This is a genomic window from Nostoc sp. MG11, assembly GCF_014904695.1.
In the GTDB taxonomy this organism is placed as follows: Bacteria; Cyanobacteriota; Cyanobacteriia; order Cyanobacteriales; family Nostocaceae; genus Komarekiella.
This window is the reverse complement of the sequence record NZ_JACXXN010000054.1, coordinates 15,383-28,877: the sequence shown is the minus strand read 5'-3', so window position 1 is coordinate 28,877 and position 13,495 is coordinate 15,383. Positions and strand designations below refer to the sequence as shown.

The window sequence follows — 13,495 nt, the reverse complement described above, 5'->3', positions numbered from 1 at the left end:
GCTGACTCTTCTATTTTTACTTTGGTGACTCCAGCCATGAACTTCTGCTCATATTTCTGACTTAACTATCTTTATCATTTTTTTGGTGAAATGGTATGACTAATGGATATTCGTAAAAACTTTTCGTAATGAACTTTTGGGTTTCTGGTTTGAGCATATAAGCCACAAACTTTTCTGCATCACTCTTTTGATTTGTAGTCTTCAGGATTGCTAAACCTGCGACGTTAATCAAAGCTCCTGCATCACCTTTTGTATGGTGAATAGCAACTGGAAATTTGGGATTGGTTTTAGTAAACCGATACAGGTAATAGTTATTGACTAATCCCAGAGCGATTTCTCCCTTTCCTAGAGCTTCCATGATCGCACTATTTTTAGGGTAGGCTTTAACACCGTTAGCTTTCATACCTTTCAACCACTCTAGGGTTTTTTGATCGCCCTCCATCAGTCGCATTGCAGTTAGAAAGGAGAGAAAAGAACCGTTTGTAGGGGCCCAGCCAACTTTACCGCGCCATTTGGGATCGCTCAGTTGCAGTACACTTTTGGGAAGTTCACTGGTTTTGAAAAGCTTAGTATTATAGTCAATCACCCGCGTTCTTCCTGAAATGCCAACCCATTGTTCTGAAGAAGAACGAAATTGCGGATCAACTTTGTTGAGTAATTGGTTAGGGAGAGATAAAGCCCGCGCTTCTCTGGTTATAGCTCCTAATGAACCCGCATCCTGAGCATAAAATATATCAGCACGGCTATTTTTGCCTTCTTCAATGAGAGCGATCGCTAGTTCTGTGAATAACCATAGCGGACTTCAATGTTTAGCCCCAAATCTTTTTTCGCTTTCTCAATCAGGGGACGCATGATTTCTTCATCTCGCCCTGAATAAACTGTTAGTGTTTTTGGGGTATCTGCTACCGCAATTCCCCAACCCAAAAACACAGCAGTAATTGCACTGGAGATTTGCCGTACTTGATGTGAAATCATTAATTAGCCTCGGATTCCAGATTCAGAATTACAGGTCAATTCATCTGACCAATTTTTGTCAATATTAATCACCTGTAAAGGATTAACCCTTGATTTTAGTAAGGAAAGGTTACGCCGAAGCACTGTGCAAGTTAAATTTAGAACATTCAAAGGTTAAGAAAACTTGCTCATATCTTTTACTCAGCACCATTGACCATTGATGGGCAAGAAACGAGGTCTTTGAGAAATTTAAGGTGAATTCGACAAACCTCTCCCTGCCTTGAACTAAAGTTCAAAGCTGTCCCTCTCCGAGCCGGAGAGGGACGATTTTGCATAGTAAAATCAGGGAGAGGTCTTTTTAATTGAGCTTCAGCAAAGACTTTGGGTTAGAAAGTAAAAGTAGTACGCACTACTCCCAGATAGATATTAGAGTTGTTGCTGTTACCCTCAGGATTGAAGATGGTGATTAATCCTGGGGTAATAGCAATATTGTCATTCAGCTTATATCTATAAAAAGCCTCTAAATGATAGGAGATATCATCGTCTTGACGGCGATTATTATCACTGACGAATTGATTGTCAGCAACGTAAGGCGGTACACCAAAGACAAGACCACCAAAATTTCCTTTCCTACCCAAATCAGGAAAGCCTAGCTGAACGGCCCAGTTCCAAATATCTGCATTACTCCTAGCAACAGCTGTATTTTCAGCTTGGGCATTGGCGTAACTGCCCCAAGCAGTGATGGTAAACTTAGGACTAAGTTTGTAATTTGCAGTCACACTATAGTTATTTACAGAAGTTCGCGCCCCGTTGAATGGGTTGTTGGCAAAACCAGTACCAGTGCTACCAGTAACTCCGCTACCATCAGTGTAATAGGCGTTGACATAAGTAAAAGCCAAACTTAATTCTGAGGTTGGTTGGAAAGTCAGTTGACCTAATGCAGAGTAACTACCATTAAACATACCTCTACCGTTACTGGGGTCATTACCAACACCCGATGGCACAACGTAACCAGCAGTTAAGGTGAGAGCATCATTGAACTTTTGATTAATGATGATACCTGGCCCTTCTGCTGCCCGGTAAATTGGGTTATAACGCCCAAAACGAGATAGCGCACCGGAACCACTAGAATCAAAGTTGCGACTGAGAGCAGGTACTTCATCAATGTATTCCAATCCTTCGGTTGCGATGTTGAATGTTGTGGAGTTGCCTACAGGGAAACGGTAAAACAGAGCTGATACGCTGACATTGTTGGATTCATTGCCATCAAACCCTAAACGAGTTTGGTTAGTACCAGTTACGGCTGTATTGAATGAAGTGATATTTCTCGCTTGTAACCTAACTCTGAGGCGGTCTTTACCAGTGAAGCTACTATCAAAGTTTAACCGGACACGATCAGCAAAAATCACATTTTCATCGAGTTCTGGTCTGGTATCACCACGATTTTGAGCATCGGTGTTGATTGCTCTATCGGAGCCAAATGCACCAGCCAGTGCAAAAACTGCTTCTCCCCGCAGTTGAGTAGTTGTGGAGAATTGTTGCGACTCTAAAGTGGCGCTACGAGCTTCTAGAGCATCTACTCGACCTCGCACAGTTTGCAATTCAGCAGTATACTCCTCTTGCAGCTTTTGCAGCGTTGCTAGGTCTTCTTTGTTCACCAGATCAGCGGTACTAGTAGCTATAAGTTGGTTGATCTGATCTAAACAAGCATTCAAACCAGCAGCAAACTCATAGCGAGTCAAAGCACGATTACCCCGATAAGTTTGGTTAGGATAACCTGCAATGCAGCCGTATCGCTCAACCAAGGATTGCAAAGCTTGAAAAGCCCAGTCTGTAGGTTTGACATCAGAAAGCTGTGAAACTGAAGTTACTTGTCCGATATTCTCAGCACTGCTAAAACTGGACGGTTGATTTCTTGCAGGTGCTTGATTTAAAGGTACTTCAGAACCCATCGCTGGTAGCGCAACTATAAATAAGCCCAAAATCGCTGGACTAAATAACAAAGGATTCAACCAAAACTTCTGCACGAATGTACCCTCACACCTGATAGAAATTAATGAAAAATCAAAGTTTTTCTAACATTAAAAGTCTGCTAATTGGTAAATCATAAATATTAGCAAGATTGGTTTAATTAAGGCGTGATTTTAACCTTTGCATCAAAAAACCTAATGTTAGATATAGAAAAAATGAATGTTTTATAAGAAAATTTTTTCAAATCAACTTTAACAATATTAAAGCACAACTATGTACCACAATCTAGAGTTTATTTTGAAATAAAAACAATTGTCATTTGTTTAACTATTCTTAACTCAATGGATATTGATATATTAAAGATTGTCTGTGTTTCCTAGCTCAATTAATAACCAATAGTTAAAATCCAGTTAATAACATATTGTTAATGTTTTTTATAGCAACAAAGCTTATTTACTAGGACTTACGTATTGATAGCAAATGCCAAATATAGATGCTTTAAAAAAGTATATATGTGGTAAGGGCAATACTCTGTGGGTTCGCTGAAAGCGTTCCCGTAAGAGTAGCCGCTTTGCATTGCGTACACATGAATTGTCCCTACCAAAATTCAAACAGGTATACAGTAGAAGCATTTTATTGATTTGGAATGGGTGGTTTATTTACGCCGTGCTGTACTAATTCCTAGCGGGTTAATTGCATTTTTACCAAAAATTAGCTTTTTATTAATTAAATTTTAATCAAAAAATGGATGTCAGTCTATGTATTATAAGCTTTACATTACATTGATGTATATCTAGAATTGGCTCATTCATTAGGCTGATAACTTAAAAAATTAAATCAGTAATTATCCTTTTCTTAATCAGTTCTTAACTAAAAAATATTATTCAAGTTAATCATAGACATCTCAATGTCAAAAAATGGCAAATACAGTGGCTATCGAAGTTAGTAATCTCTCGAAGGCTTTCAAAGGTAAGACAGCACTTAAAAACGTATCTTGCACAATTCATGAGGGAGAACTGGTTGCGCTAATAGGTGCATCTGGCTCAGGCAAATCTACCCTTTTACGGCATATTAATAGCTTGCATATTGCCAATGCAGGAACTGTTTATATTTTTGGCTCAATACTACAGAGCGAGGGCAAAACACACTCTAAAATTAGGTCTTTACGAAGCCAGATAGGTTGTATTTTTCAACAGTTTAATTTAGTCAATCGGCTAACAGTTATCGAAAATGTACTCGTTGGTAACTTATCAAGATTGTCTATTTTACGTTCAACATTCCATTTATTCACCAAAGAAGAAAAAATCCAAGCTCTTGCTGCATTAGAGCGAGTAGGCATTCTTGAACACGCTTATAAACGGGCATCTATGCTTTCTGGAGGGCAACAACAACGAGTTGCGATCGCTCGTTGTTTAGTGCAAGGAGCGAAAATCATCCTCGCAGACGAACCAATCGCCTCTCTCGATCCTGAATCGGCACGTAAAGTCATGGAATTACTTGTGCAGTTGAATCGCCAAAGCGGTATTACTGTAGTCGCTTCTTTACATCAGGTTCAAATGGTGCGTAGTTACTTTGATCGAGCGATCGCTCTCAAAGATGGAGAAGTCATGTTTGATGGTGCAACCGCAGAGATGAATGATGAAAAGCTCAATGAACTTTATGGCACGGCTGCCGAAGAACTCATTATGAGAGGACACGGAGAACTGGTAGTGTAACCCAAAAATATAAAATATTTAATCAGGCGCTCGGAATATTTGCAACAAAGAATAATATTTTTACTTAACATCTCACAACTAAACTTATGGACAGAAGGTTATTTATCCAGCAGGCTTCTTTGTTTACTCTAACTTTAGCAAGTACTAAGATACTTTCAGCTTGTAATTCTAATGCTGATAATAGTACCGCAGCTATTAAGGAAATTAACTTTGGCGTTCTGTCTACAGAATCTCAAGCTAATCAAAAACCAATTTGGGAACCTTTTGCTGCTGCTATGTCTCAGCAAATTGAGATTCCTATAAAACCTTTCTATGTTACACAGTATGCAGCAGTCATAGAAGCTATGCGCTTTGGTAAAGTTCAAGCAGCTTGGTTAGGTGGTAAATCTTATATTGAAGCAGCAAAAATTGCTGATGCAGAAGCTTTTGCTCAGGTTGTAAGTGCAGATGGTACTAGAGGCTACTATTCTCATTTAATTACTAATAAAGATAATCCCATCACTGCCGAAGCTATAGCAGCAGGTGGCGATAAGTATGTGATTAAAAATGCAGCCAAGCTCACTTTTGCTTTTAATGATCCCAATTCTACTTCTGGGTTTTTAGTTCCCAGTTACTATATTTTTACTAGAAATAATGTTGACCCTAAAAAAGTTTTCAAACGCTTGATTTTTGCTGGTAATCATGAAGCTTGTGCTCTAGCTGTAGCTAATAAACAGGTAGATGTAGCTACTGTCAGTAGTGAAGCATTAAGTCGTCTAGAAAGTACTAATCCTACAGCCAGGCAGAAGATTGAAATTATTTGGAAATCACCTATAATTCCCAGTGATCCGATTGTTTATCGTCGAGATTTATCTGATGATATCAAAAAGAAGTTGCAAAACTTTTTCTATAACTACAAAGATGCAAAAGTTTTAACACCATTTAAAATTTCTGGTTTTGTACAGGCTGAAGATAAAAATTGGCATACAATTCGAGAACTAGAAATCGCTAAAAAAATCCAAGAAACTCAAGATAAAGAAAATCTTAGCGAACAAGAAAAACAGCAAACAATAGCAGAACTCAACCAGCAACTTAAAGAAATTCGATAAAACTAGAGCTATAGGGAGAAAAAAGTGCGCCTACGAAATCAGATAATTACTTACGCATCTCCTAATGTAGTAGCAATGTTAGAGAAAGAAGCAAAGCTTGTGACTACTCAAAAAGTTCTGTTTCTTTTAGTGATTGCTGCTGTATTGATTTTCGCCTATACTCAAAGTGAGTTAAATTTCCCTGTACTTCTGCAACGGGGAGACAACATGGTGGAATATATACGTTCATATTTTCCGCCAGACTTTAGCGATTGGAATTATTATTTCTCAGAAACACTGGTTACTATATCGATGGGAATTTGGGGAACTTTAATGGCTGCGATCGCAGCTGTTCCTTTATCTATTTTAGCATCTAATAATATTTGTCCAATATGGGTTGTTCAACCAACACGTCGCTTATTAGATGCTATGCGTGCGATTAACGAAATCGTCTTTGCACTAATCTTTGTAGTTGCTGTTGGGTTGGGGCCATTTGCTGGAGTTTTGGCATTATTTATTCATACTGCCGGTATTCTGGGTAAGCTGTTCTCAGAAGCAGTAGAATCAATTGAGTCAGGCCCGGTAGAAGGAATTAGAGCTACTGGTGCAAGCCAGATTCAAGAAGTAATTTATGGAGTGATTCCCCAAGTAATGCCTTTGTGGACTTCTTTCACTCTCTACAGATTTGAGTCAAATGTGCGTTCTGCTTCTGTATTAGGAATTGTTGGGGCTGGCGGTATTGGTGTTTCACTATATCAGAGTTTTGGTGCATTTGAATACCAAAAAGTCTGTACAATTCTCATTATTTTGATTGCTACTACTGGTGCTATTGATTTATTGTCTGCAAAGGTAAGAGAGTGGCTAATTTAGTCATTAGTTACTAGTCATTAGTTGTAACTCCACCCTTTTTCAAGTCATTTTCAAAAAATAACTCCATACGATCGCCCCGCAGTCGAGTTACCCCATATTCAATAACATTACCTGTTTCATCGACGTTCACCGACTCCGCTAACAGGATGGGTTGATTGAGGGATAGTTGTAGCCACTTTGCATCTTGAGGCTGGACTAGACGAGCAGAAACGCAGGTACTTCGGCGGATATGATCGCATCCATATAGCTGCTGTAAAAACTGAGATATTGATTGCTGTTCTTGCAAAATTTTGATATTTTTTGGCTCCAAGAAATCTGGAAATCGCTTGAGGGGAAAATACCCAGTACCCACACTAATAGGTTCTTCATTCGCTAAACCTAAACGTTCAATTAACGCTACAGGCTCACCATAAGGAATCTCTAATTCTTTGGCGATCGCATCATCGGCAGGTACTTCTAAAACACGTAGCAGTTGAAACCTCACTTGCCAACCCTGTGCTTTCAACGTTTGGTTATAACGCACTCGCTTACCAATCGCATAGCGGATGGTTTTAGCCGCTACAAAAGTTCCGCGTCCTCGGTCAACTCGTAACAATCCCTCGTTTTTTAGGAGAGCGATCGCTTGTCTGAGGGTATGGCGATTAACTGAAAATTGTTCTGCTAACTTGGTTTCCGTTGGTAGTCGTTCTCCAAGCTGATAAACCCCTTGATGAATGTTTTGTCGCAGTTGATCAGCAATCTGGGCATAAATTGGCATTATTTCCTTCATGTATCAATATTAGATTGTCAACTTGTCATAATTGCGTTAATCTACTTTTATCTAGATGTCTAGACAAGTTAAGAATAGTTTAAAACAAAATACCACAAACCAACTTATGCCTACTGTGACGCAGCGACAAGCATGGATGGCAACATTAGCTAAAGCCGAGTTAGAGCTATTAGAAAAACTGGTAAACACATTAGATAATTTGCCCAACTATAGCTTTTTACGCTGCCCAGAGATTGGTCTAACAATGGTGCGGGGATGTGCTGGGGGTACAGGAGAGCCATTTAACTTAGGAGAAATTACCATGACTCGCTGTGTTGTGCAGTTAGAGAGCCAAGGAGATGAAACAATTGCTGGATTTGGTTATGTCGCAGGGCGATCGCACCGTCATGCAGAACTAGCTGCTATTTGTGATGCGTTACTACAAACCCCAAATTGGCACGATCAGATTCAGGCTGAAGTAATTCAACCCTTGCAAGTAGAATACCAAAAACAGCAGGAACTCAAGCAGCGTCAAGCAGCAGCCACTAAGGTCAATTTCTTCACGATGGTGAGGGGGGAAGGGTGAATCAATTAAAAATTAAAAATTAAAAATTAAAAAATTGGATTATTGATTGATGTCAAATATAGTTACGTACTTACCTGGCTTTCAAGACTTAATTCATGATGGCCAGAGAACATTTCGGGCGTTGCTTGATGCTAATGCTCGACCGGGGACACCTTATTGGATAACTGCTGAGATGAGTGTGCCTTTGGGTTTAACGCTTGCTTGTGGGGCTGCTTGTTTGACATTGCTGGATTTGGATGTTGCGGTATGGCTACAGCCGAGTTTTGCAGATCCGGTGAGAGCTTGGTTGTTGTTCCATACTGGCTGTAGGTTCACGCAGTACCCAGAAGAAGCTGACTTTGCCTTAATTCAAGATTTGGCGGCGTTGCCAGAATTATCTATTTTTAACTGGGGGACAGCAGAAAAGCCTGAAGCCTCAACAACATTATTGGTACAGGTGGAAAGTTTTGAGATGGGGCAACCTGTGATGTTGACGGGGCCTGGAATTTTAGACCAGCAAGCAATCGCCCCAACACTTCCCGTTCATTTTTGGGATTTCTGGATGCAGAATCACCAAGTCTATCCACAAGGCGTAGATGTATTTTTATTTACAGAAAATGCAGTAATGGGACTACCACGCACCACCAAACCAGAGGTGTACTATGACTCTTGAGATTCGCATTGCTACCCGTGAGGATTGGCCTCTATTGAATCAGCTTTATGCTGACATGGATGGTGAACCACCCTTACCAAGCGATTATGTAGAAAGAATCTTGACAGAAATCACACAAGTTCCTAACTACTACATTTATATTGCTTTTTTAAATCAGCAACTTGTAGGTACTTTTAGCCTCCTTTATGCGCCAACAATGATGCACCGGGGCTATCACAAATTTGCAGTTCTAGATGCAGTGACAGTTATTTCTCAAATGCGAGGAGAGGGGATTGGTAGCCAAATGGTAAAAGCCGCGCTCCAATTTAGTGCTGAGGCTGGGTGTTATAAAGTCACACTCTCTTCTAATTTGAAACGCGATCGCGCCCATCAATTCTATCAATCACTAGGATTCGAGCAACATGGCTGGAGTTTTAAATGCGTACTCCAACCAAGCCTGTAAAGCGAAAATTGCGGAGGGTAAAAATATAAATATGGAAACCTGAAAACCCGATTAAAGCTTAACTTTCTTAATCAAAAATTACGAATTACGAATTACGAATTACGAACTAAAAACTATGCCATACGTTGCAGTCAAAGGCGGTGAACAGGCAATTGAAAATGCAGAAGCACTCCTGCAAAGCAGACGCAGAGGTGATCCTGCTATTCCTGAATTGACGCTAGACCAGATTGAACAACAGCTTACCCTAGCAGTAGAACGGGTGATGTGTGAAGGTAGCTTATATGATCGGGAGTTAGCGTCCCTTGCCATTAAACAATCTTGGGGCGATTTAGTAGAAGCAATTTTCTTGTTACGAGCCTATCGGACAACACTACCCCGCTTTTACTATAGCCAGCCCTTAGATACTAGCAAAATGCAGATTCAGCGCCGCATCTCTGCCATTTTTAAAGATGTACCAGGGGGGCAAAGGTTAGGGACTACCTTCGACTACATCCACCGCCTGCTAGACTTTAAGTTGATAGCAGAAGGACAAGTCCCTACAGCACCAGAAGCAGAAGCAATTACAGAATCAGTTCCGCGTGTAATTGACACTTTAGATCGTGAAGGCTTGATGCAAGCGGAAGAAGGGCAGGGGAGCAGGGGAGCAGGGGAGCAGGGGGAGCAAGTAAATAATGATTCTCCGTTATCTCCCTCATCTCAACCATTTGATTTAACTCGTCAACCATTAACTTTTCCTGCTGGACGGGATGCGAGACTGCAAAATCTAGCGCGTGCAGATGAGGGTTTTTTGCTATCTCTGGCATATTCTACACAGCGAGGCTATGGCAGAAACCATCCTTTTGCTGGAGAGATTCGCATGGGGGAAGTAGAGGTGGTAATTTGCCCAGAAGAATTGGGATTTGAAATAGCGATCACAGATATTACTGTTACCGAAGTGCAAATGGTAAATCAGTTTAAAGGTAATAAAGAATTACCTGCTCAATTTACCCGTGGCTATGGACTTACCTTTGGTTACAACGAACGTAAAGTGATGTCGATGGCGTTAGTAGATAGAGCAATGCGTGCTGAGGAATTAGGGGAAACAATTCAAGGTCCAGCCCAAAATGTCGAGTTTGTACTTTCCCATTCCGATAACGTTGAAGCACAAGGTTTTGTCCAACACCTTAAACTTCCACACTACATCGACTTTCAAGCAGAGTTAAATCTGGTGCGGAAAATCCGAGAGCAGCAGTTAAATAATCAATCGTCATTAACTGTTGCTACCCAAGAATCTCAGCCTTTAGAAAATAGTGATTTGGTTTTGGAACAAGTGAAATGATTACAGGAATTAACCATATTACTTTGTCTGTCTGCGACTTGGAGAAATCTTTTAAGTTTTATACCGAAATTCTAGGTTGTCAGGCGATCGCTAAGTGGAAAACAGGTGCTTATTTACTGGCAGGTAACTTGTGGTTGTGCCTATCTTTAGATTCCAACACACGCAAAAATCCTATGGACGAGTACACTCATATTGCTTTTAGTATCCCTGAAGATAAGTTTCCAGAATATAGCGATCGCCTCAAAGTTTTAGGGGTCAAACAGTGGAAACAAAATACAAGTGAAGGCGAATCTATATATATTCTCGACCCCGATCACCACAAGCTGGAACTGCATATAGGTGATTTATCTTCCAGAATTGCCGCCACTCAAAAAGCTCCCTATGAAGGCATGAAATTTTTTACTGAGGTAAGTCAGTGACAACAACTAAAAATATTCAAATATCTTCAAAATCAACGAATACAAAAATTGCTATCCAAGGAGTAAATGTACTAACTCCTAATGGTTGGCTGGAAGATGCCACAGTTTTAATTGAAGATGGGCAATTTACTAGCATTGATCAGGCCAGTAGTCCTAATGGATTTCATCTGGTAAATGCTCAAGGACTCCAGATGTTGCCAGGAATTATTGACTTACACGGCGATGCTTTTGAAAGGATGATTTGCCCTCGACCTGGAGTTAATTTTCCTCTACCAATAGCGATCACAGATAATGACCGCAACCTCTTAGCATCGGGTATCACAACTTTTTATTGCTCAATCACCGACTCTTACGAACCAGGTTTACGCAGCCGGGATTCTGCCCGTGCTTTAATTGACTTCATCTTAGGGACAGGAAAACAAGTTTTAAATTGCAATCATCGTATTCATATCAGGCATGAAGAAGCAAATATCACCGGACATCAAGAGTTGTGTGATTGGATGGTATCCGGTCGTGTGCATATTTTGTCTATCAACGATCACCTACCACCCCCAGGAAATCAAAAGAGATTGAGTCGATATCTCAATAGTGTGAGGCAAAGATCATCCATGTCTATTGAAGAAATCGAAGAATTAGTCAACCAAGTAACAGAACGGCGACATGAAGGAGACGTGCAAATAGAACAACTGGTGGATTTAGCTCATACCTATGGTATTCCCCTCGCTTCTCACGATGATGATAGCCCAGAGAAAGTAATACTAAGTCAACAACGCCGAGTAGCGATCGCAGAATTTCCAGCTACTGTAGACTTAGCTGCTCAGTCTCGTGAATATGGTGCAGCAGTTATTATGGGTGCGCCTAACTTAGTGCGTGGTGGTTCTCACTTAGGTTTGATGAGTGTTGCTGAGGCAGTAAAAAATAACGTTATCGATTGTCTTTGCTCAGACTATCATTACCCTTCCTTGTTCTATGCACCCTTCAAACTCCAGGAATTAGGCTTGATGTCTTTTGAACAAGCGTGGTCATTAGTTTCCAGCCAACCAGCAGAGGCGGCGGGGATAAGCGATCAAAAAGGTAAAATTGCTCCCGGTTTAGATGCTGATTTCCTGTTGATATCTCCTGATAATCCTTTCCCATCTGCGATTACTGCGATTAGCTCTGTATATGTAGCAGGACAAGAAGTTGCTAGATATCAAATTCAATAAATATCCAGTCAACAGTCATCAGTTACCTATTATGAAACCTACCATTGAAAGCATTGTTGAACTCTTCACCGAAAAGGGTTCCCAATCCTATGGTGCAGAAGCCGTCAGTCAGCTAGAACACGCCTTGCAATGTGCTAGCCTCGCTGAAATATCAGGTCAAAACCATGAATTGATTACTGCTTGTCTACTTCATGATTTAGGACATTTAATCCATAACTTGGGAGATAATCCCGCCACCCAAGGCATAGACGATCAACATGAACATCGAGCTATTTGCTTGCTACGGCAAATTTTCAGTCCAGCAGTCACACAACCAATTAGGCTTCATGTCGTCGCCAAACGCTATCTTTGCTCAGTTGTTCCTCAATATTGGGAAAGTCTCTCAGCCGCATCTAAACGCAGCTTAGAACTGCAAGGAGGCATATTTTCCCCTGAACAGGCAGAGAAATTTATTCAGCAACCTTATGCTCAAGATGCTGTGCAGTTAAGGATTTATGACGACAAAGCTAAAATCACAAATTTGCCAACACCCGATTTAAACCACTTCACCCAATTTATAACAGCCTCTTTAAATAAGCTGTCGCGCATATAAGTTGTATGTACATCTTTTCGTATGGTCTGTTAAGAGTCAACAGTCATCAGTCATTAGTCTAATGAATATTTCTCCCAATCCCCAATCCCCAGAAACAGGCTTTAACTTTGCTTACTTAGACGAGCAAACAAAGCGTTCCATTCGCCGTGCCTTGCTGAAAGCCGTGGCGATTCCAGGACATCAAATTCCCTTTTCTTCCAGAGAAATGCCCATGTCTTACGGCTGGGGAACTGGTGGAATTCAGGTAACAGCTGCTGTGATTGGTCAAACTGATGTTTTAAAAGTAATTGACCAAGGAGCAGACGACACCACTAACGCCGTTAATATTCGTCGCTTTTTTCAAAAAGTTTGTGGTGTAAAGACAACAGAACGCACACAAGAAGCAACTTTAATTCAGACTCGCCATCGCATACCCGAAACACCACTACAGGAAGGACAGATTTTAGTTTACCAAGTACCGATTCCCGAACCTTTGCGCTGGCTAGAACCCTCATCTGTAGAGACAGGCAAAATGCACGCTCTAGAAGAATACGGAGCTATGTACGTCAAGCTTTACGAAGACATTACCATACATGGACATATTGCTACATCCTACGACTATCCGGTAATGGTGCATAACCGCTATTTGATGAGTCCTAGTCCGATCCCACGCTTTGATAATCCTAAAATGCAGATGAGTCCGGCATTGCAATTATTTGGTGCAGGGAGAGAAAAGCGCATATATGCCATTCCACCATATACCAAAGTCAAAAGCCTCGACTTTGAAGACCATCGCTTTACTGTAGAAAAATGGGATAAAGCCTGTGAGTTATGCGGTTCTAGAGAAAGCTACTTAGATGAGGTAGTGATTGACGACCAAGGTGGGCGAATGTGGATCTGTTCAGATACAGACTTTTGTGGGGGACGGTTGACTGATGACGGATGACAGTTGACTGTTGACGGTTGACTGTTGACGG

15 protein-coding genes are annotated in these 13,495 nt (G+C 40.8%); 11 read left to right on the top strand and 4 right to left on the bottom strand.

Features of this window, described 5'->3' with window-relative positions; translation table 11 throughout:
- Window positions 1–61 precede the first annotated feature (61 nt).
- The 3 genes from HCR01_RS32580 to HCR01_RS32575 all read right to left on the bottom strand — a co-directional run bounded on the left by HCR01_RS32580 (window position 62) and on the right by HCR01_RS32575 (window position 2,981).
- Window positions 62–697 carry an extracellular solute-binding protein gene (locus tag HCR01_RS32580; protein WP_320073229.1) on the bottom strand — a complete coding sequence of 212 codons (636 nt, stop codon included), beginning with the start codon at window positions 695–697 and terminating at the stop codon, window positions 62–64.
- 77 nt (window positions 698–774) lie between these two features.
- Window positions 775–975 (bottom strand): hypothetical protein, encoded by a 201-nt coding sequence (locus HCR01_RS39365; protein WP_226889824.1) that lies wholly within the window; start codon window positions 973–975, stop codon window positions 775–777.
- 365 nt (window positions 976–1,340) lie between these two features.
- Window positions 1,341–2,981, bottom strand: coding sequence for an iron uptake porin (locus HCR01_RS32575; protein WP_193200113.1), 1,641 nt, complete (start codon window positions 2,979–2,981; stop codon window positions 1,341–1,343).
- Window positions 2,982–3,842: 861 nt separating this feature from the next.
- On the opposite strand from HCR01_RS32575, the gene phnC reads away from it, so the two are divergent.
- The 3 genes from phnC to phnE all read left to right on the top strand — a co-directional run bounded on the left by phnC (window position 3,843) and on the right by phnE (window position 6,577).
- The gene (phnC, locus tag HCR01_RS32570) at window positions 3,843–4,640 is read left to right on the top strand and encodes a phosphonate ABC transporter ATP-binding protein (RefSeq protein ID WP_193200112.1); all 798 of its coding nucleotides are present in this window, start codon (window positions 3,843–3,845) and stop codon (window positions 4,638–4,640) included.
- Between the two features lie 86 nt (window positions 4,641–4,726).
- A complete protein-coding gene (gene phnD / locus HCR01_RS32565; protein ID WP_193200111.1) occupies window positions 4,727–5,728 on the top strand; it encodes a phosphonate ABC transporter substrate-binding protein in 1,002 nt (333 codons plus the stop codon).
- Between the two features lie 75 nt (window positions 5,729–5,803).
- A complete protein-coding gene (gene phnE, locus HCR01_RS32560; RefSeq protein ID WP_190894569.1) occupies window positions 5,804–6,577 on the top strand; it encodes a phosphonate ABC transporter, permease protein PhnE in 774 nt (257 codons plus the stop codon).
- A 10-nt stretch (window positions 6,578–6,587) separates the two neighbouring features.
- Here phnE and phnF read toward each other — a convergent pair whose 3' ends face one another.
- Window positions 6,588–7,346: a phosphonate metabolism transcriptional regulator PhnF gene (phnF, locus tag HCR01_RS32555; protein WP_193200110.1), complete on the bottom strand. Its 759-nt coding sequence runs from the start codon at window positions 7,344–7,346 to the stop codon at window positions 6,588–6,590.
- A 106-nt stretch (window positions 7,347–7,452) separates the two neighbouring features.
- Here phnF and phnG point away from each other — a divergent pair, with 106 nt between their 5' ends.
- The 8 genes from phnG (at window position 7,453) to HCR01_RS32515 (ending at window position 13,464) form a co-directional block, all read left to right on the top strand.
- Complete coding sequence (phnG, locus tag HCR01_RS32550) at window positions 7,453–7,911, top strand: phosphonate C-P lyase system protein PhnG (RefSeq protein ID WP_193200109.1); 459 nt, start codon at window positions 7,453–7,455, stop codon at window positions 7,909–7,911.
- Between the two features lie 49 nt (window positions 7,912–7,960).
- Window positions 7,961–8,563 (top strand): phosphonate C-P lyase system protein PhnH, encoded by a 603-nt coding sequence (gene phnH, locus HCR01_RS32545; protein ID WP_193200108.1) that lies wholly within the window; start codon window positions 7,961–7,963, stop codon window positions 8,561–8,563.
- Window positions 8,553–9,005: a GNAT family N-acetyltransferase gene (locus HCR01_RS32540; RefSeq protein ID WP_193200107.1), complete on the top strand. Its 453-nt coding sequence runs from the start codon at window positions 8,553–8,555 to the stop codon at window positions 9,003–9,005. The genes phnH and HCR01_RS32540 overlap by 11 nt, the downstream gene beginning before the upstream one ends.
- A 115-nt stretch (window positions 9,006–9,120) precedes the next feature.
- On the top strand, window positions 9,121–10,323 hold the full coding sequence (locus HCR01_RS32535; protein ID WP_193200106.1) for a carbon-phosphorus lyase complex subunit PhnI: 1,203 nt from the start codon (window positions 9,121–9,123) through the stop codon (window positions 10,321–10,323).
- On the top strand, window positions 10,320–10,742 hold the full coding sequence (locus HCR01_RS32530) for a fosfomycin resistance glutathione transferase (protein WP_193200105.1): 423 nt from the start codon (window positions 10,320–10,322) through the stop codon (window positions 10,740–10,742). Before HCR01_RS32535 ends, HCR01_RS32530 begins: the two co-directional genes overlap by 4 nt.
- The gene (locus tag HCR01_RS32525) at window positions 10,739–11,947 is read left to right on the top strand and encodes an alpha-D-ribose 1-methylphosphonate 5-triphosphate diphosphatase (RefSeq protein WP_193200104.1); all 1,209 of its coding nucleotides are present in this window, start codon (window positions 10,739–10,741) and stop codon (window positions 11,945–11,947) included. The genes HCR01_RS32530 and HCR01_RS32525 overlap by 4 nt, the downstream gene beginning before the upstream one ends.
- Window positions 11,948–11,978: 31 nt before the next feature.
- The gene (locus HCR01_RS32520) at window positions 11,979–12,539 is read left to right on the top strand and encodes a phosphonate degradation HD-domain oxygenase (RefSeq protein ID WP_193200103.1); all 561 of its coding nucleotides are present in this window, start codon (window positions 11,979–11,981) and stop codon (window positions 12,537–12,539) included.
- A gap of 61 nt (window positions 12,540–12,600) precedes the next feature.
- A complete protein-coding gene (locus HCR01_RS32515; RefSeq protein WP_193200102.1) occupies window positions 12,601–13,464 on the top strand; it encodes an alpha-D-ribose 1-methylphosphonate 5-phosphate C-P-lyase PhnJ in 864 nt (287 codons plus the stop codon).
- The last annotated feature ends 31 nt before the right edge of the window (window positions 13,465–13,495 follow it).